The sequence below is a fragment of the Amycolatopsis dongchuanensis genome, assembly GCF_039542405.1.
Lineage (GTDB): Bacteria > Actinomycetota > Actinomycetes > Mycobacteriales > Pseudonocardiaceae > Amycolatopsis_E > Amycolatopsis_E sacchari.
On sequence record NZ_BAABIB010000168.1, the window covers coordinates 21,348 to 38,513 of the forward strand.

Sequence of the window (17,166 nt, forward strand, 5' to 3'; positions counted from 1 at the left end):
CAGTTGCGCGGCTCCGCCCGGTTTCGGTGCTCGCGCACCACCCGCGCGCTGCGGCGGCAGGCCTGCCGCCGTCGCGGGCACTACGAGGCAGGGGAGGTCACCGCGTTGACTGCCGCACCCGCAACGTCCAGCGCACCGCGTAGCGGCTCAGCACGGTCTCGGCGGCGTCTCGGTCGGCTTCGCGCGGGACCGTCACGGTCACGGCGACGGAACCGCCGTCCACAGCCGCGTGCACCTCGACGCCGTCCAATCCGGACAGTGCGTCGGTGAGCGCGCGGCGGGCGGCGTCGGCCCGCAGGGCGGGTTTGTAGGGCTTGCCCACGTCGGTCAGCGGCAGCGTGTCCAGGATGACGACGTCCTTCGGGGCGGCGGCACGCTCGGGCACCCGGCCGGCGGCCCACGTGATCAGGTCCTCGGCGGTCGCCACCGCATCCGGTGCGGTGGTGACGTAGGCGACCGGCACCTCGCCGGCGTGCTCGTCCGGCCTTCCGACGGCGCCGGCCCCGGTGACGGCCGGGTGCGCCAGCAGCGCTTCCTCGATCACGGCCGGGTCGAGGTTGTGGCCACCGCGGATGATCAGGTCCTTGGCCCGCCCCGCCAGGCGCACGAAACCATCCGGGTCCACGCGGCCGAGGTCGCCCGTGTCGAGCCAGCCGTCACGCAGCGCGCCGAGACCGTCCAGTACCGGACCGTGTTCGTTCCGGCCGGTGACGTAGCCGGGGAAAACCGTCGGCCCGCTGATGGCCAGCACACCCACCTCGCCCGCGGGCAGATCGTGCCACGTCCCGTCCTCGCCGATCCGCACAGCCTTGACCTGCTGGTAGGGCATGCGCTGACCCACGGCGCCGGGTCGCGGGTCGTCGGGGAAGCTGCGCGCGGTGGCGCAGGTGGCTTCGGTGAGGCCGTATCCCTCGACGAGAGTCACGCCGGTGTGCGCGTGGAAGCCCTCGCGGACCGCCTGGGGCAGGGGCGAGGCGCCGACCATCGCGTAGCGCAGGCTGCTGATGTCCGCGTCGATCGGCAGCTGCGAGAGCACGGCGTAGACGGTGGGCACGCCGCTCATCGTGGCGATGCGGTAGTGCTCCACGATCTTCCAGAAGCTGCCGAGCAGCCCGGGGTCGCGGTAGCCGAGCGGACCGGTCCACACCACCCGCTGCCCCCTGAACAACGGGGCCAGCACGGTGACCACCAGCGCGTTGACGTGGAACAGCGGAAGCGCCGCGAACAACACGGCGTCCTCGCCGAGCAGCGAGTTGGCGGCGAGCATCCAGGCGTCCGCGACCTCGTTGCCGTGCGTGTGGGCTGCCAGCTTCGGAGTACCGGTCGTGCCGCCGGTGTGGAAGAACGCCGCCAGGTCCGTGTCCGTCGGCGCCCGTCCGGCGAACGCGGCGCCGTCCATCGCCGCGGCCAGCTCGTGGAGGTAGCCGACGCGGACGCCATCGATGGCGGGCAGTGGCTCAGCCGGGCCGTCGGCGCCGGTGGGCCGCAGCACCAGCAGAGCGTCGAGCGCGCCACCGTCGGCGAGCCGTCGCGCGGTCTCCCAGATCGCGGGTGCCAGGTCGGGACCGGCCGTGACGAGCACCCGCGCGCCGGAGCGGTCGAGGAGCTCGCCGAGGTGCTCGGCCGACAGGCCGCCGTTGAGCGGTGCGGCGATGCCCGCCAGCTGTGCGGCCAATGTCGCCGCGACCAGTTCAGCGCAGTTGGGTGCCATGAGCGCCACCGCGGTTTCGCGCCGCACACCGAGATCGTGCAGCAGGTTGGCGTAGCGGTGGACGTCGGCGAGCAGACCGGAGAACGTGCGCGACTCGGGCTCGGCCCACCGGGCGGCCGTGGGCAGCACCGAGAGGGCGGTGCGCTCGGGCCACGACCGGGCGGCGCGGACGAGCAGGTCGTAGGTCGAACCGGGCAGGCCGCGGTCGGCCAGCGGCACCGCTTCGATCGAGGACAGGTCGGCCGGGCCGAGGTACCGCGGCCACCACAGTTCGTCCGCGGGCGGGTGGGTGGTCGTTCCCGTCATCGGGCCGGCACTTCCTGTCATGACGATATCATCAATTACGATCATATCATCAGTCAAGAGAACTGGTGAGATCATCAGAAGTGCGGTCTCGCTCAGTACCCTTGTTAGACTCACCGCATGCCGACCGCCGCTCCCTCGGGCAACCGCAACGAACGGCGTCGTGCCGTCACGCGGCGGGCGCTCATCCGCGCGGCCCGGCAGATCCTCGCCGAAACCGGCGACACCAGCGTGAGCATCCAGCTGATCGCGGAACGGGCGGACGTCGGCTTCGGCTCCTTCTACAACCACTTCTCGTCGAAGACCGAGCTGTTCGACGCCGCGGTCGCCGACGTGCTGGAGGAGCTCGGCCGGACCTTCGACGAGCACCTGAGCGAGGTGGACGACCCGGCCGAGCTCGTGTCCGCCGGATTCCGGCTCAGCGCTCGCATGGCCGACTCCCATCCCGAGCTCATGCAGATCGTGCGTCATCGCGCCCTCGGCTACCTCCACGCGGGTCAGGGGCTGGCCCCCCGCGCTCTGCGGGACCTGAAGCGCGGGATCGCGCAGGGCCGCTTCGCCCCCGCCGACCCGGTGATCGCCCTGTCCTCGCTCGGTGGCGCCCTGCTGGCTCTGATCGAGCTGCGGTTCGCCCGCCCGGACCTCGACGGCGACAAGGCCGCGACGGACATGGCCGAGATGATGCTCCGCATGCTCGGGCTGCCGCGGGACGAAGCCGCCGAGGTCGCCCGGCGGCCGCTGCCCCGCCTCGACCCGGCCTGACAGCGCTTTCCTGATCACGACGAGCTGCTCGTCCTCCGTGGCGACGCGGCTGAGTCCCGCGCGCCCTTCCTGTCGAGGCAAGCATCGAAAGTGCTTGACAGATCAAAACTGATGAATTCATCATTAAGACCTCGCGCGCGCCGGTGTGCCTGCGACGGTGACTTCACGAAGTGACAGCCGGTTCGTGGCGTTGCGAACAGAGGTCTTCCGGCTCATCAGGTCGGCGTCGGAGAAAGAGGTGCGGGTGTGAGCGGTTCGGAAGTGTTCGCCGTCGTGCTCGGGACGGCCGCCGGGCGCATCTGGCCGCAGCCGGGCCGGAGCGGCACCAGCACGGCACTGTCCATTGAGGACCACCACTACGTCGTCGACCTCGGGTACGGCTGGGGGCAGCGCTACCAGCAGTACGGGCTCGGCAGCGGCTTCGGCCTGACACCGCTGCGCCGCCTGGCCGCGGTGTTCCTCACCCACCTGCACTCCGACCACACGATCGGGCTGGCCGAGCTCCTCGCTTTCGGCCTCGAACCGCGCGAGCGCCCGATCGAGCTGATCGGCCCCGGTCCCCGCGGCTCGCTGCCGCCGGTGCACGCCCTCGGCGGGCCGGAGCCCGGCGTGGTGTGCCCGGAGCGGCCGATGCCCGGGACGGCCGAGACCTTCGCGCTGTTGCGTTCCGCGCTCGCGGCGGATCTGAACGACAACGTGCGTGACAGTCGCAGACCGCATCCGGACACCGTCGTGCGTGCCACCGATGTCAAGCTGCCCGCCGAGGTTGTGGCCGCTGTCGGCGACCCCGACCTCAACCCGGCCCCCGAAGTCGAGCCGTGGTGCGTCTTCGAGGACGACCGGGTGCGGGTGACGGCGACCCTGGTGGACCACCGCCCGGTCTTCCCCGCCCTGGCCTACCGCTTCGACACCGGCGCCGGCTCGGTCACCTTCTCCGGCGACACCTGTGTCTCGGCGAACCTGGTGCGCCTCGCGAAGGACACCGACCTGCTCGTCCACGAGGCCAACGACCCCGACTTCATCGAACGGTTCCTGCCCGAGCCGCGGACACCCCAGCAGCAGGCGAAGCTCGACCACCTGCGCGGCGCGCACACGACCGCGACGGAGGCGGGCTCGGTCGCCGAGGCCGCCGGTGCCAGGGCGTTGCTGCTGACCCACCTCGGCCGGTGCGATCCCGCGGATCCGCCGTGGACCCGCGCGGCGACGACCTTTTCGGGCCGGGTGTTCGTCGCCGAAGAGGGTCTGCGCATCGACATCGGAAACCCGGAGGTGGCTTCGTGACGACGACCGTGACCCTGACCGGCACCGGCGTGCCCCATCCCGACGCGGCACGCGCGGGAGCGGGTGTGCTGATCAGCTGCGACGACATCCACCTCCAGGTCGACGCGGGCCGGTCGACCACGATGCGGCTGGCGCAGGCCGGGGTGGGGCCGCACGAGCTCGCCGCGCTGCTGATCACCCACCTGCACAGCGACCACGTCACCGACGTCGCCGATCTGGTGTTGACGCGGTGGGTGCAGGACCACCTGCACAGGACTGGACCACTGCCGGTCGTCGCGCCGGACGGGCGGGCGCCCGCGTTCGTCGCGAACCTGCTCGACGCCTTCGCCTACGACGTGGAAGTGCGGGTGCGGCACGTGCAGGAGGGCCCGCCCGAGGTGGCCGGCCACTGGTTCGCCACCCCGGACGTGCCGAAGGAGGTGTGGCGCAGCTCCTGCGGCCGGGTAGTGGCCGAGGCGGTCCGGGTGCGGCACGAACCGGTGGAGGACGCCGTTGCCTACCGCGTCACCACCCCGGACGGCGTGGTCGTCGTGTCGGGCGACACCCGGGTCTGCGACGAGGTCGCGGATCTCGCGCGCGGGGCCGACGTCGTGGTGCACGAGGCGTGCCGGGCTTCGGCACTGGCGGACGCGGTGCGGGGCACCAGGTTCGAGACGATCTTCAGCTATCACGCGGACACCGTGGCGCTGGGGGAGATGGCCCAGCGGATCGGCATCCCTCACCTGGTTCTGACCCATCTGATACCGGCCCCGCGGACGCCCGAACAGGAAGCGGAGTACGAGGAAGACCTGCGCCGCGGCGGCTACCGGGGACGGGTGACCGTGGGCCGCGACCTCGCCGTCGTCACGGTGGGCGGCCCGGCATGACGACGACACGGCGGCCGGTCCGTCCTTCGGGGCAGGACCTGCGACGGCATCTGGCGGACGCCCTGGTGCCGAACGTGGCTTTCCTCGTGGGCTACAAGCTGACCGGCGTGCTGGCAGGGGTGGCCGCGGCGGTCGTGGCGGGGTTGGTGCTGGTCGTCCTCCGGCTGCTGCGCCGGCGCGGACTCACGGTCGTCTTCGCGGCCTTCGGCCTCGTGCTGCTGCACGCCGTCACGGTCTTGAGCACCGGTGAGGGGCGGGACTACTTCCTGCCGTGGCTGCTGCTCAACAGCGCGCTGACGGTGGTGTTCGTCCTTTCCCTCGCCCTGCGTCGGCCGATCACAGCGCGGCTGCGGCGGTTCGGCGGTTCGACCGGCGACACGTCGCGGCACACGTTGGTGACGGCTCTGTGGGCCGGGCTGTGGGCGCTCCACCTCGTGGTCGGGCTGCCGTTGTACTTCGCGGACATGGTTGTCGCGCTCGGCGTGGCACATTTCGTGCTGGGCCCACCCGCGCTGCTCGCGCTGGGGTTGCTGACCTGGCGCCTGCTCAGCCGTACCCCCGCCTACGAGGCCGGGGGATCCTCGTGAGGTCGATCAGGAATCGCGCGGGGATTTCACCAGCCGCGGGAACAGCTCGGCGGCCGGTGAGCCCGAATCGAGGTCGAAGCAGGCGTCGCGAAGTGCCGGGGAGCGCCGGAGTTCGCCGGCCAGGTGGCCGACCGCCGGGGCGGGCGTGAAGGGGAAGTCGCTGCCGTACAGCAGGCGGTCCGGTGTGGCGACGGCCAGCAGACCGTCGACCGCCACGGGCAGCGGCGTCCCGGCCAGGTCGTAGTACAGGCCGGAGAGGACGGCCGGGAAATCCGTCGGCTCACCGGTCAGCAGCGACAGGACGGTGACCCGGTGCGCCAAGGCCGGCAGGACTGCGCCGGCGTGCGGGATGATCCACCGGATCCCGGGGTAGGCGGCGAGCGTCCCGCTGAGGGCGAGATCCACCACGCACCGGGTGGTGTCGAAGGGGAACTCGATCATGGGCCGGGGGCGGCCCAGTGCGGTGCCTTCCCAGCCCGGCGGTGACGTCGGGTGCAGTGTCACGACCGACCCCCGCGCGTCGAGTTCGGCCAGCACCGGGGCGAACACCGGGTCGCTGAGGTAGCGGCCGTGGTAGTTGGTCAGCAACGCGACCGCGTCGGCGCCCAGCTCGTCGTAGGCGCGGGTGAGTTCCGCCAGCGCGCCGTCGACGTCGGGAAGGGGGAGTACCGCCGACAGCCCGAACCGGTCCGGCCGGCGCGCCACCATCGCCGCGCCGCTGTCGTTGACGTGCGCGGCCAGGTCCCTGGCCGCGGCGTCGGCGGCCGGTGAGGCGTCGCCGAAATGCACGCCCGGCGACGAGATCGACAGCACCGCCGCGGCTGTGCCCGTCTGCGCCATGAGCTCCAGTGCGGCGTCGGAACTCCACTGGGGCAGGCCCGGCATGCCGTCGGGTTGCCCGTGCCCTGACGCCTCACAGGCTTGCCCGTAGTGCTCGGTCGTGTAGTGCGCGTGGACGTCCAGCCAGCCGCGCAAGGGACGTTCCCCGGGAGTCGTGGGCCCGGGCCCGTCGTCCCATTGTTCTGAGGATTTCATCATAACTGATAGACTAACCCAACAGATGCCGCATCGCCTCGGTGCAGAGGTGTGGATCGGTGAGGAGGCCCTCTCGTGACCATCGAATTACCCGCGCCGCCCAGCCTGCCGGCGACCGCGCACAGCGACCTGCACAGCGAGCACGGCAGGCGCCGCGGTGAACATCCGGGCCGTTCGCGCAACCCCGTGGTCAAAGTTCGCGATCTGGCGTGGTTGCAGTTCGAGAAGCCGGATCTGGCGCGAACGGAGGTTTTCGCCCGCGACTTCGGTTTCGTCGTCGCCGAGCGCACGCCGGACGAGCTGAGGCTGCGAGGCACCTTCCCCGGTACCGACGCGCTGGTGATCCGGCGGGGGCCGGTGTCGCGGTTCGGCGGCCCGGTGTTCCAGGCCGCGGCGGTGGAGGACGTGGACCGGCTGGCTCGCCATGCCGGGACGCGGGCCCGCCCGCTGGCCGGTGGCCGTCCGGGGCGGATCGTCGAGCTGCGTGATCCCTCCGGGCTTCCGGTGGGGGTGGTCGGCGGGGCGGAGGTGCACGCCGAGCTGCCCGGGCAGGTTCCCCTGCGGATGAACACCGGTCTGACGCCCGGGGGAAGGTTCGCCAGGGTGAACGCCACTCAGCGGCCCGCGCGCGAACCCGCCCGCGTGCAGCGGCTCGGGCACGTGGTGCTCGAAACGCCACGCTTCCAGGCCGCGCTGGACTGGTACCTGGACACGCTCGGGCTGATCGTCAGCGACTTCCTGTTCCTGCCCCACGACCGGGATTTCGGCCCCACGATGGCGTTCCTGCGCTGTGACCGCGGCGGCGAACCCGCCGACCACCACACGCTGGCGATGCACCTCGGCCTGACGGCGGCCTACGTCCACTCGGCGTTCCAGGTCACCGACCTGGACGCGATCGCCGCGGGTGGCGAGTACCTGGCCGAACGCGGCTACCGGCGGGCCTGGGGGATCGGCCGCCACATCCAGGGCAGTCAGCTCTTCGACTACTGGCGCGATCCGGACGGGCTGATGGTCGAGCACTTCGCCGACGGCGACGTGTTCGACGCCTCCGTCGAGCCCGGCTGGGCGCCGATGTCGGCGTCCGGGCTCGCCCAGTGGGGTCCGCCGGTCACGCGCGACTTCCTCGGCACGTCGCCGTCCCGCCTGCGAGAGGCGCTCGGCGCGCTGCGCGCCGAGGACACCGAACTGACGCCGGCCCGCCTGCTGGCCCTGATGAAAGCGATGAGCTCGTGAGCATTTCCGTCCTCCGCACCGACGAAGGCCCTTCAGCCTGGTACGTCGAGGTTCCCGGCACAGCCCGCGCCGTCCGGATCGACACCGACGCGACCACGACGGCGGCCCTGCTCGCCGACCGTCCCGCGATCGAGAAAGCCGCCGCCGCGGCCGCCCAGGCCACCGGCTCGGTGGACGTCACGACGCTCGCACTCGTCTCACCGGTGACCGCGCCCTGCCGCGTGGTGGCCCAGATGGTGAACTTCCGTTCGCACGCCAAGGATTCCGGCTTCAACCCCGACCAGGTCCCGCCCACGTTCTTCCGCAAGTCCTCGGGCTCACTGGCCGGCCCGCACGCCACCATCGTGCGCCCGGAGCACGTCCGGTTCCTGGACTACGAGATCGAGCTCGGCCTCGTCCTCGGCGCCCCGCTCCCGGTCGGCACCACCGTCACCGAGGCCGATCTACCGCGCTTCGTGGCCGGGCTCGTCGTCACCAACGACGTCAGTGCCCGGGACATCCAGCTGCCCAAGGGCCAGTTCTACGAGTCGAAGTCGTACCCGACCTTCACCCCGGTCGGCCCGCGCCTCGTGCTGCTCGAAGCGGGCGAGTTCCCCCACCTCGAACGGCTGCGGTTGCGGCTGTGGGTCAACGACGTGCTGAGGCAGGACCGCACGCTGGCCGACATGATCGTGCGCCCCGCGGAGGCGCTGACCCTGCTGGCCCGGTTCCAGTCGCTCGACCCGGGGGACCTGCTGCTGACCGGCACGCCCGGCGGCACCGCGCTCAAGGCGCCCGCGAAGATCGTCGAGATCATCGGCGGCCTGCTGCCGCCCGCGGTGAAGTGGAAGGCGTTCTTCGCGAAGGCGGAGTCCAACCCGGACTACCTGCAGCACGGCGACGTCGTCACCGCGACCATCGCCACCGACGACGGTGTGCTCGATCTGGGGCGGCAGCGCACCCCTGTCGAACACCGGTGAACACGGGAGCGACCGCATGACCGAACGCGTTTCCGTGGTGGTGGTCGGAGGCGGCCCGACCGGGATCACCGCCGCGTGCCTGCTCGCCCGCGCCGGCGTGGACTGCCTGGTGCTCGACCGCTGGGCGGAGGTCTACCCCCAGCCGCGGGCGGTGCACCTCGACGACGAGATCTACCGGATCCTGTGCCGGATGGGGCTCGGCCCCGGGTTCGCGGCCATCTCCCGTCCCTCGCGGGGACTGCGCTTGCTGGACACCGGACACGAGGTGCTGGCCGAGTTCGCGCGCGCCGAGCGCAACGGCGTGCACGGGTTGCCGCAGGCGAGCATGTTCGACCAGCCGGAGCTGGAACGGCTGCTGCGGGCCGGGCTGGCCCGCCTGCCCTCGGCCCGGTTCCGCGGGAATGCCGAGGTGACCGGGATCGTGCGGCACGAGCTGGCGGGCGACGGCGCGGTCACCGTCGAGTGGACCGATCGCGAGACCGGCGCGTCCGATGCGGTGCTCGCCGACTACGTGCTGGGGTGCGACGGTGCGAACAGCGTCGTGCGGAAGGCCATCGGCGCGCGGATGACCGACCTCGGGTTCACGCAGCGGTGGCTGGTCGTCGACATCGCGACCGGTGCCGATCTGGGGCAGTGGGAGGGCGTGCACCAGGTGTGCTCGCCCGAACGGGCCGCGACGTACATGCGGATCGGCGACGACCGGTACCGCTGGGAGTTCCAGCTGCTGGACGGGGAGTCGGCCGCGGACTACCCGTCGGTGCGCGAACTGCGTCCGCTTCTGCGGCCGTGGACCGGCGAGACGCCTGCCGACGAGTTGAAGCTGGTACGGGTGGCCGAGTACACGTTCCGGGCCAGGATCGCGGATTCCTGGCGTGCGGGGCCGGTCTTCCTGCTCGGGGACGCCGCGCACCTGACCCCGCCGTTCATCGGGCAGGGTATGGGCGCCGGTCTCCGTGACGCGGTCAACCTGTCCTGGAAGCTGGCCGGTGTGCTGCGTGGCGAGCTGGACGGGTCCGTTTTGGACAGTTATCAGCGTGAGCGCAGGCCGCACGCGGAGGCCATGATCCGCCAGGCCGTGTCGGTGGGGCGGGTCATGACCAGTGGTGGCCGGGCGGGCAGCCTGCTGCGCAGAGTCCTGGTGCCGGTGTTCCGGCGGTTGCCGCGGACGAACCGGATGGTGCTCGACAGCGCGACGCCGCCCTTGCGGCGTTCGTCGCTGGTGCGCCGCGGGTGGATCCGGCCGGGGCCGGCCGGGCGGATCTGCCCGAACCTCCCGCTCGACGGCACCGGCCGCCGCCTCGACGACCTGATCGGCTGGCGGTTCGCGCTGCTGTGTGACCATCCGGTCGGCGCGCGGGACCGCCGGGCCGCGGAGCGGGTGGGGGCGGCGGTCGTCGAGGTCGATCCGGCGGATCCTCTCGGCCGGTGGCTCGCGGGCGGTGGCGCGCACACGGCACTGATCCGCCCGGACGGCACCGTCCTCGCCACCGGCGAGGCGGCGCGGCGCGCCCTGCGCTCGGTCTTCGGGAGCATCCGCGGTCGGCGCCCGTCATCGAGCACCGCCACGCCATCAACCGTCCACAAAGGACTAAACTTCACCTCTGTTTGAGCTGTCTGCGGTTCACCGCCAGGATTTCGTCGGACAGCCGGGGGTCGGCCTCGGCGACGGCGCGGGAGACGACCAGCGCGCCGACCAGCTGGGAGAACAGTGCCACCGCCTGTTCGCGGGCCTCCGCCGCGGTCAGTTCGGTGCCGGACTGGCGTGCGCGATCGAGCACCATCTCGGTGATGGCGCTGAAGTATCCTTCGAGCCCGCGCTGGTACTCCGCCTGAGGTGGGGCGCCGTGGCGCCCGGCGTCCACTGCCAGTGCGGCTGAGGCGCAGCCGGTTTCCGGGTGATCACGGTGCGCGGCCGTCAGGTATCCGTCGACCAGGTCGTGCAGGGCCGCCCGGGCGGAGCGGGGGTGCGCCCTGCGGATGGCGGCGAGCGCGTCGAGCGAGTCGGCGAAGCCCTGGCGGTAGACCTCGACGGCGAGGTCCTCCTTCGAGGAGAAGTGGTTGTAGAACCCCCCGTGCGTCATCCCGGCGGTCTTCATCAGCTCCTCGATGCCGATTCCGTCGATGCCGCGCGACCGGAAGCCTTCGCCCGCGGCCCGGACGATCTTCTCGCGGTTGAGCTGCTTCTGCTCCCGGGTGATGCGTGGCACGCCGGACACCTCCTCGACAAGACGGTACTCGCCCGTAGTGATGATAGCTGACATCAAAAGAAGCACGCCCGCGCTCCGCCTTGACAATCAATGATGCCGGTTGACATCATAAATTTTGATGATAGTCGACATCAAAATGGAGGAAGCCGGTGGACTTCGGAACTATCGGAGCGGGCACGATCGGGCAGGCCATCGCCCGGCATCTCGTGGCGGCGGGACATCGCGTCGTGCTGAGCAACAGGCGCGGCCCTGACGCGCTGGGTGACACGGTGGCGCGGCTGGGGCCGCTGGCCGGCGCCGGAACGGTCACGGAGGCAGCGGCGGCGGAGATGGTGTTCCTCGCGGTCAGGTGGCAGGACATCCCTGCCGCGCTGGCCGAGGTGTCCTCCTGGGACGGCCGGATCCTGGTCGACACCACCAATCAGATGACCGGCTTGACACCGCGGGACTACGTCGACCTCGGTTCGGAAACGGGCAGTGAATTCGTCGCCCGCCACGCCCCGGGTGCGCGCGTGGTCAAGGCGTTCAACACGCTGTTCGCCCAGTACATAGAGCCCGATCCGCGGCACGGGGAAGGCCGCCAGCTGCTCTTCTACGCCGGTGACGACGCGGACGCGAAAGCGGATTTCCGTGCTGTCGCCGAGGAAATCGGTTTCGCGCCGGTGGACGCGGGGTCCCTGCGGGAAGGCGGCAGGCTGATGCAGGTGGGCGGCCTGCTCTCGGCCCTGCACGCGCTCAAGCAGGACTGAACGGAGAAGTCACGTGAAAGCCCTGGCCTACGAGAAAGCTCACCCGCTCGACGCGTTCGCCATCGAGCTCGTCGACGTCGCGGAACCACGGCTGCGCGACACGGATCTGCTCGTCGGGATCCGCGCCGTGGGGATCAACCCGGGTGAGGCCGCGATCCGGCAGCTGCGCAGCGCCGAACCGGGCGGGCGGATCATCCTGGGGTGGGAGTTCGCCGGAGTGGTGGTGGCCGTGGGACCGGAAGTCACGGGCTTCGCGGTCGGCGATCGCGTCATGGGCACCGGAGACGTGACACGAGACGGTGCCTGGGCGGAGCGGCTCGCGGTCGACCATCGGGTGGTGGCGCGGATTCCGGACCGGCTGTCGTTCACCGACGCCGCGTCCTTGCCGATCGGCGGCCTCACCGCCTGGGAGGCGCTGTTCCGCGATCGGGGCGGTTTGGCGGCGGACGTCGAGCGGGTGCTGATCGTCGGCGGCGCCGGTGGGGTGGGGACGATGGCGGCGCAGCTGCTGAAGAGCAGGACCTCGGCCGTGGTGGCGGCGACGGCCTCGCGTCCCGAGTCACGCGAGTGGTGCCTGGGGATGGGGGCGGACGTGGTCGTCGACCACACCGGGAACGTGCCCGGTCAACTGCGGGATGCCGGTATCGACCGGATCGACCTGGTGTTGTCCACCGCCGGGACCGCGGGCAACGTCGGCTGGATCGCCGAGATCCTGCGGCCGTTCGGTCACCTCGCCGCGGTCGACCTGAGCGGTCCGTTCGAGCTCGGACCGCTTGTCGGCAAATCCGTTTCGCTGCACACCGAAAACGTCTTCAGCAAGATCACGGCCGGTGGTGACATCGCCGGCCAGGGCCGGATCCTCGCCGCACTGGCGGCGGATGTGGTGGCGGATCGCCTGCGCCCCATCGCCACGACGGTGCTCGACGGCCTGAGTGCGGACACGATGCGAACGGCCCACGAACTGGCCGAGAGCGGGCGGACGATCGGGAAGACCGTGATCACGGTCTGAGCTGTCCACCGCTGGGGAGGCCGCCGCACACGCGGAGGAAGCCGCGAACGCGGCGCGCCTGGCGGCCGAGCACGCCACCGCGGCCACCGTCGCCGCCGACACCGCGCAGGCACAACTGCTTGCCGAGGAGACCCAGCAGCAACAAGCGGCCTGGGACGCCGCCGAGTGGACCCGGCTCGACGAGGACACCCGCCGCCTCTTTCCGGAAGCCGCCACACCTGGCACGACCGCCGAGCCACTCGTCGCCCATGGGCGCATCGCTGCTGCACGCGTGCCTGAAGCTTCCAACCAATTCGAAGGGGCGGTAGACGTTGTCGGATCTCGCCGCATTCGCCGGGATGGTCTGGCGCATCATCACGCCGAAACCGCGTCGCTCAGGGGCCCACGCCGCGCCGTCGTCGTCACCGTGCCTGCTCTGTCCGCAATGGACGGAGCAGGCACGGTGCCGGTTCCCTACGGGTGCGGCTGTTCGCTGTCCGGAAGCCAGTTCTGCTCCGGTGGAACGGGCGGGACCTGCAACTGGGTCAGCGTCGCCTTGGCGACGTATTCCCGCGGGTCGTGCAGGTCCGCGAAGATCGCCATCGACTCGGTCAGCGCCGCGCGGGCGTCGGCCTCCCGGTGGAGCTGGGCGTAGGTCTCGCCCAGGCTCAGCAGCGTGTCCGCGGTGCCCCACCGTTCCGGCGTCGGACGCCGGATGACGAGCGCCTTGCGGAACTCCACGACGGCCTCTTCGAGGTTTCCGTCCCGCTGGTGCAGCAGACCCAGCTGGTGGTGCGAACAGCCGCGCAGCGCGGGGTTGTCCAGCTCGGTCGCGATCGTCACGGCTTCCTCGGCGCGGGAGATCGCACCTTCGGGGTCGTGTTCGTACACGGCGAATGCCATGCTCGACAGGACGAACGCGCTGCCCAGCGGCTGATGCGTCTCGTCGAAGTGGGCGCGGGCGATCTCGAAGTACCGCAGTGCCTCGGACGGTTTGCCCGTCGCGGTCAGGCACTCCCCGAAGGTGAACGCCGTCCAGGCCTTGCCCTGCTTGTCGTCGAGTTCGTTGTCCTGCAACGCCATCGCTCGTCGCAGGTACGGCAGGGCCTCGGCGTCACGGCGCAGCTCGTGCAGCACCCACGCCATCCCGTGCAGGCACCGCGCGAGATCGAAGTGGTCCTGCGCGTCCCGCGCGATCCGCACCCCGTGGCCGATCAACTCCAGGCACATGCTCCACGGTTTGGTGAGGAAGAGGTAGGGCAGGTACAGCACGGCAAGACGGCTCGCCTGGGGTTCGCGAGGGCCGACCGCGCCGAGCAGGGTCAGCGCGGTGCGGCGCTCGGCGCGGAACCACTTGAGTGCCTGCTGCTGCTCGGCGAAGACCAGGGGAGTGACCCCGGGTACCGCCGGGTACTTCATCGGGCCCGTCCAGCCCTTCGCCATCGCGTTGCCCGCGTTCTGAGCCGTGAGGACGAGAAAGTGGATCAGCCTGCGTTCCGCGAGCCGGACCTCTTCGGGGTCGGCGTGCCCCGCGGCGAACTCCCGGATCATGCTCTGCAGCTGGATGCGCCCGTCCCGTCTGTGCTCGACCAGCTTGTACCGCGTGAGGAGTGCGAGGTCGGCTTCGAACGCCGGTGCGTCCAGCCCGGTCAGCGCGGCGAGAGCGAACTTGTCCAGCGCCCGGCAGGGTTGGGCCGCGATCAGCCACAGCGTCCGCTTGACGCGCGCGGGCAGCTTGCCGTAGGCCGATTCGAGCACCACCGGGAACGTGAGGTCGGTGTTCAGGGAGACGACCAACGTCGCGCCCACTTCCCTGGCGCTGAGATCGGCCGCCAGCTCGCCCATGGTGAGCCCGGGCGAGGCGAGCAACTGCTCGGCGGCGAGGCTCAGCGCCAGTGGCAGCCGTTGGCAGACGCCGATGACGGCGGCGGTCGCAGCGGGGTCGGCGTCCACGCGAGCGGGGTCGCCGGCTTCCCGGAGCAGTGCGAGCGACTCCCCGGTGGTCAGTTTGCCCAGCGGGATCCTCTGCGCGCCATGGGTTTTTCCCAGATCGGCGAGGGAACGGCGGCTGGTGACGAGCACCGCGAAGTTCCCGTCCGGCAGCAGGGAGGCCACCTGTGCGGGCGAAACGGCGTTGTCCAGCAGGAGCAGAATGCGCTTTCCCGCCGCGACCGAGCGGAACAGGTCGAGCAGCTGCTCCGGCCGGTCGGCGGCGGTCGGGGAGACCCCGAGTGCCTGCAGGATGCCGGTCACGATCGCCTCGTTCTGGTTCTGGGCGACCGTTCCGTTCAGGTCGGCGTAGTAGCAGCCGTCGGGGAAATCGGCGGTGTGCTTGTTCGCCCAGTGCAGCATGAGGTGGGTCGTGCCGATGCCGGCTTCGCCCTCGAGCACGAAGATGCCGCCCTCGTGCGGCAGCCTGTCGAGCAGGCGCATCTGCGTGGCGCGCCCGATGAGGGGACCGTGGGCTTCCGGAAGCTGGACCGGCCAGTTGTCATGGATCTCCAGTACGTCCTGTGGCTGCCCGGCAGGAGATGCCTGCCGCCGCAGGAAACAACGAACAATTGAGATAAAGCGCTTTGGCCACATTCCGGCTCCTGGCTACAAGGTCATCCGCGCCACGCTTCCTGGCGTGGGCCTACTGGTAGTGACCAGGCCGACACTCGTTCGGCTCTTGTTGTTAGGCGGATCCGGTAAGGGAATCTCCAGCTATCAAACCATAGGTAGCGGTCTGCCGCTGCAGGGAGCGGAGGGACGCACCTGGGTGACGATACGCGGGGTGGTAGAGCATCCTCCTCCCCCGAGGCGGAGTCAACCTGCCGCTCGTCGTCCGCGTTGGCCTCAACCAGCGAATGCCGAGCACCACGCTGCGCTCGAACGCGACGGGTTCGTCACCGGCACCGGCTTTCCTCCTCGTGGCGCGGGAGCTGACCGGATGGGTGGAGGGCCACCCCGCCGACATCCGCTGCTCCCGCGCGGACTAGACGCCCGCGCCGGGAGCCGTCTGATGAGGGCCGGTCGGTCCTCGAACGCGAGTACGGGATCTCAGCCGGCCGTTACCGGCAGCAGCACCGCACTGACCACCAGGACAAGAGATCGCCTGCGAACTCCTGATACTGCTCCAGCCGCACTTCGAGGGTCGACGTCACCACCGCCGAGTCCCCGCGCTCGATCGTGTGCCGGACACTGTGCGATCTCCCACCGCGCGTCTGACCGCGCTCGCGGACGTTCGAAAATTGCGAGCCCTCTGGTGAAACATCGCGGGCGTGGAAACCGATCATGTCCTTGTCGGGCGTTCAACGCACCGGGTAAGAACGCCGACACCAGGACCGATTGCCGGGGGTGGGTGGGCGGTGGGTAGTGATCCCGGGCGTTCCAGCGACGATCTCGATCGGGCGGGGCTGATCGCTCGTCTGTCCGCATTCGTTGCCCCGGTCGCCGCCAACGCGGGTGCGGTAGTGGATGATCCAGCACTCCTCGACCTGGCCGACGCGGTGTACACCGCCTTCGGGGACCTCGACGCCGACGGCGGGCTGACGCACGCCCGGCTGGCGGACGCCTGTGCGGACGTCTGCCCGGACCGCACGCGGTTCGATTCCAGATTCGAACTGTTCTGCAAGCTGGGCATGCTCATGCCCGTCCGGGACAAGAGCCACCAGCAGCGTTACGTGTTCAACCCGACGTCGGCCGCCGCGCTCATGGTGTTCGAACGGCTCGGTCGTGACGGCGGAGTCCAGGAGATCCTCACGCTGCTCGACCGGACACGAGCGGGCCTGCTGTCCGGGACCGCGACGGTCGGGCAGGTCCGGCGCGCGCTTGCCCAAGCTCGTCGCGGGTTCGCGGTGAACACCGATCACCTCAAGAGGCTGGTCCGTGTTTGCCCGCTCGACGACCTCCTGGCCGAGCGGCGCCACCACCGGGCGACCGACAGCCTACTAAGCGACGCCAGGAGTTTGATCGAGCTGGTGGTCGACCGGTTTCCCGTGCTCGTCACGGACGGAGACCGGCTCATTTCCGCAGCCGTGCGCTACTCCCAGGCGGTGCAGGATTTCATCGGACGCCTGCTCGACGAAGCCACAGCGCACCGTGACTTCTCCATGCTCGACCCCGAGCAGTATCTGGCTGCCACGCTCCAGCGTCAGAAGGAGGAACTCGCCGGAACGTTCCGGACAGTGTTGTTCGATCCCGCCAGCCCCTTCGTGACCCCTGAAGAAGTGGCGAAGGCGGTGGACGATCTCCGCCCACGCCCTGCTCGACGGCGGCCGCCACGGCCGATTGATCCCGAGCCGGGTGAGGATCCGCTGTCTCTGGCGAAAGCGCGCGCGGAACGAAACCGCGAGCGCCGTACCATCGTCGCCGAAGAGGCGCTCGACGGCCGGCAATCGGCGGATGTCACAGCCGCACTCAGGTTCGCCGGTTGGCCCGCGGCGGCTAGTGCCGCATCAAGCAACGTTGGGTAGGTAATCCGGTCGGCGGATCTTGGAGTTG

16 protein-coding genes are annotated in these 17,166 nt (G+C 70.7%); 11 read left to right on the forward strand and 5 right to left on the reverse strand.

Going from position 1 to position 17,166, the window contains the following annotated elements:
- Positions 1-97: 97 nt before the first annotated feature.
- Entirely contained in the window at positions 98-2,017 is a 1,920-nt protein-coding gene (locus ABFX51_RS37720) for an acyl-CoA synthetase (protein WP_346056659.1), read from the reverse strand.
- Positions 2,018-2,134: 117 nt separating this feature from the next.
- On the opposite strand from ABFX51_RS37720, the gene ABFX51_RS37725 reads away from it, so the two are divergent.
- From ABFX51_RS37725 to ABFX51_RS37740, 4 genes are all read left to right on the forward strand, one after another.
- A complete protein-coding gene (locus ABFX51_RS37725; protein ID WP_346056660.1) occupies positions 2,135-2,776 on the forward strand; it encodes a TetR/AcrR family transcriptional regulator in 642 nt (213 codons plus the stop codon).
- Between the two features lie 246 nt (positions 2,777-3,022).
- Complete coding sequence (locus tag ABFX51_RS37730; RefSeq protein WP_346056661.1) at positions 3,023-4,057, forward strand: MBL fold metallo-hydrolase; 1,035 nt, start codon at positions 3,023-3,025, stop codon at positions 4,055-4,057.
- Complete coding sequence (locus ABFX51_RS37735) at positions 4,054-4,923, forward strand: MBL fold metallo-hydrolase (RefSeq protein ID WP_346056662.1); 870 nt, start codon at positions 4,054-4,056, stop codon at positions 4,921-4,923. Before ABFX51_RS37730 ends, ABFX51_RS37735 begins: the two co-directional genes overlap by 4 nt.
- Positions 4,920-5,510, forward strand: a complete 591-nt coding sequence (locus tag ABFX51_RS37740) for a DUF3159 domain-containing protein (protein WP_346056663.1) — start codon at positions 4,920-4,922, stop codon at positions 5,508-5,510. Before ABFX51_RS37735 ends, ABFX51_RS37740 begins: the two co-directional genes overlap by 4 nt.
- A 6-nt stretch (positions 5,511-5,516) precedes the next feature.
- Here the strand turns inward: ABFX51_RS37740 and ABFX51_RS37745 are convergent, their stop codons facing one another.
- Positions 5,517-6,548: an amidohydrolase family protein gene (locus tag ABFX51_RS37745; RefSeq protein ID WP_346056664.1), complete on the reverse strand. Its 1,032-nt coding sequence runs from the start codon at positions 6,546-6,548 to the stop codon at positions 5,517-5,519.
- Between the two features lie 72 nt (positions 6,549-6,620).
- Here ABFX51_RS37745 and ABFX51_RS37750 point away from each other — a divergent pair, with 72 nt between their 5' ends.
- The 3 genes from ABFX51_RS37750 to mhpA are packed head-to-tail and all read left to right on the forward strand — an operon-like array spanning position 6,621 to position 10,346.
- Positions 6,621-7,778 (forward strand): VOC family protein, encoded by a 1,158-nt coding sequence (locus ABFX51_RS37750; protein WP_346056665.1) that lies wholly within the window; start codon positions 6,621-6,623, stop codon positions 7,776-7,778.
- Positions 7,775-8,737: a fumarylacetoacetate hydrolase family protein gene (locus ABFX51_RS37755; protein WP_346056666.1), complete on the forward strand. Its 963-nt coding sequence runs from the start codon at positions 7,775-7,777 to the stop codon at positions 8,735-8,737. The genes ABFX51_RS37750 and ABFX51_RS37755 overlap by 4 nt, the downstream gene beginning before the upstream one ends.
- Before the next feature lie 16 nt (positions 8,738-8,753).
- Positions 8,754-10,346: a bifunctional 3-(3-hydroxy-phenyl)propionate/3-hydroxycinnamic acid hydroxylase MhpA gene (gene mhpA, locus ABFX51_RS37760; RefSeq protein WP_346056667.1), complete on the forward strand. Its 1,593-nt coding sequence runs from the start codon at positions 8,754-8,756 to the stop codon at positions 10,344-10,346.
- Here mhpA and ABFX51_RS37765 read toward each other — a convergent pair.
- The gene (locus tag ABFX51_RS37765; RefSeq protein ID WP_346056668.1) at positions 10,333-10,944 is read right to left on the reverse strand and encodes a TetR/AcrR family transcriptional regulator; all 612 of its coding nucleotides are present in this window, start codon (positions 10,942-10,944) and stop codon (positions 10,333-10,335) included. The genes mhpA and ABFX51_RS37765 overlap by 14 nt on opposite strands.
- A 149-nt stretch (positions 10,945-11,093) precedes the next feature.
- On the opposite strand from ABFX51_RS37765, the gene ABFX51_RS37770 reads away from it, so the two are divergent.
- On the forward strand, positions 11,094-11,693 hold the full coding sequence (locus ABFX51_RS37770) for an NADPH-dependent F420 reductase (RefSeq protein WP_346056669.1): 600 nt from the start codon (positions 11,094-11,096) through the stop codon (positions 11,691-11,693).
- A 13-nt stretch (positions 11,694-11,706) separates the two neighbouring features.
- Entirely contained in the window at positions 11,707-12,702 is a 996-nt protein-coding gene (locus tag ABFX51_RS37775; protein WP_346056670.1) for an alcohol dehydrogenase catalytic domain-containing protein, read from the forward strand.
- On the opposite strand, the gene ABFX51_RS37780 is transcribed toward ABFX51_RS37775, so the two are convergent.
- Together ABFX51_RS37780 and ABFX51_RS37785 are read right to left on the reverse strand one after the other, a co-directional pair.
- A complete protein-coding gene (locus ABFX51_RS37780) occupies positions 12,692-12,952 on the reverse strand; it encodes a hypothetical protein (RefSeq protein ID WP_346056671.1) in 261 nt (86 codons plus the stop codon). The two genes, ABFX51_RS37775 and ABFX51_RS37780, sit on opposite strands and share 11 nt — an antisense overlap.
- A 203-nt stretch (positions 12,953-13,155) precedes the next feature.
- Positions 13,156-15,114 (reverse strand): tetratricopeptide repeat protein, encoded by a 1,959-nt coding sequence (locus tag ABFX51_RS37785; protein WP_346056672.1) that lies wholly within the window; start codon positions 15,112-15,114, stop codon positions 13,156-13,158.
- Positions 15,115-15,530: 416 nt separating this feature from the next.
- Between ABFX51_RS37785 and ABFX51_RS37790 the strand changes: the two genes are divergently transcribed.
- Complete coding sequence (locus tag ABFX51_RS37790) at positions 15,531-15,662, forward strand: hypothetical protein (RefSeq protein WP_346056673.1); 132 nt, start codon at positions 15,531-15,533, stop codon at positions 15,660-15,662.
- Between the two features lie 369 nt (positions 15,663-16,031).
- Positions 16,032-17,138: a hypothetical protein gene (locus ABFX51_RS37795; RefSeq protein WP_346056674.1), complete on the forward strand. Its 1,107-nt coding sequence runs from the start codon at positions 16,032-16,034 to the stop codon at positions 17,136-17,138.
- Positions 17,139-17,166 lie beyond the last annotated feature (28 nt).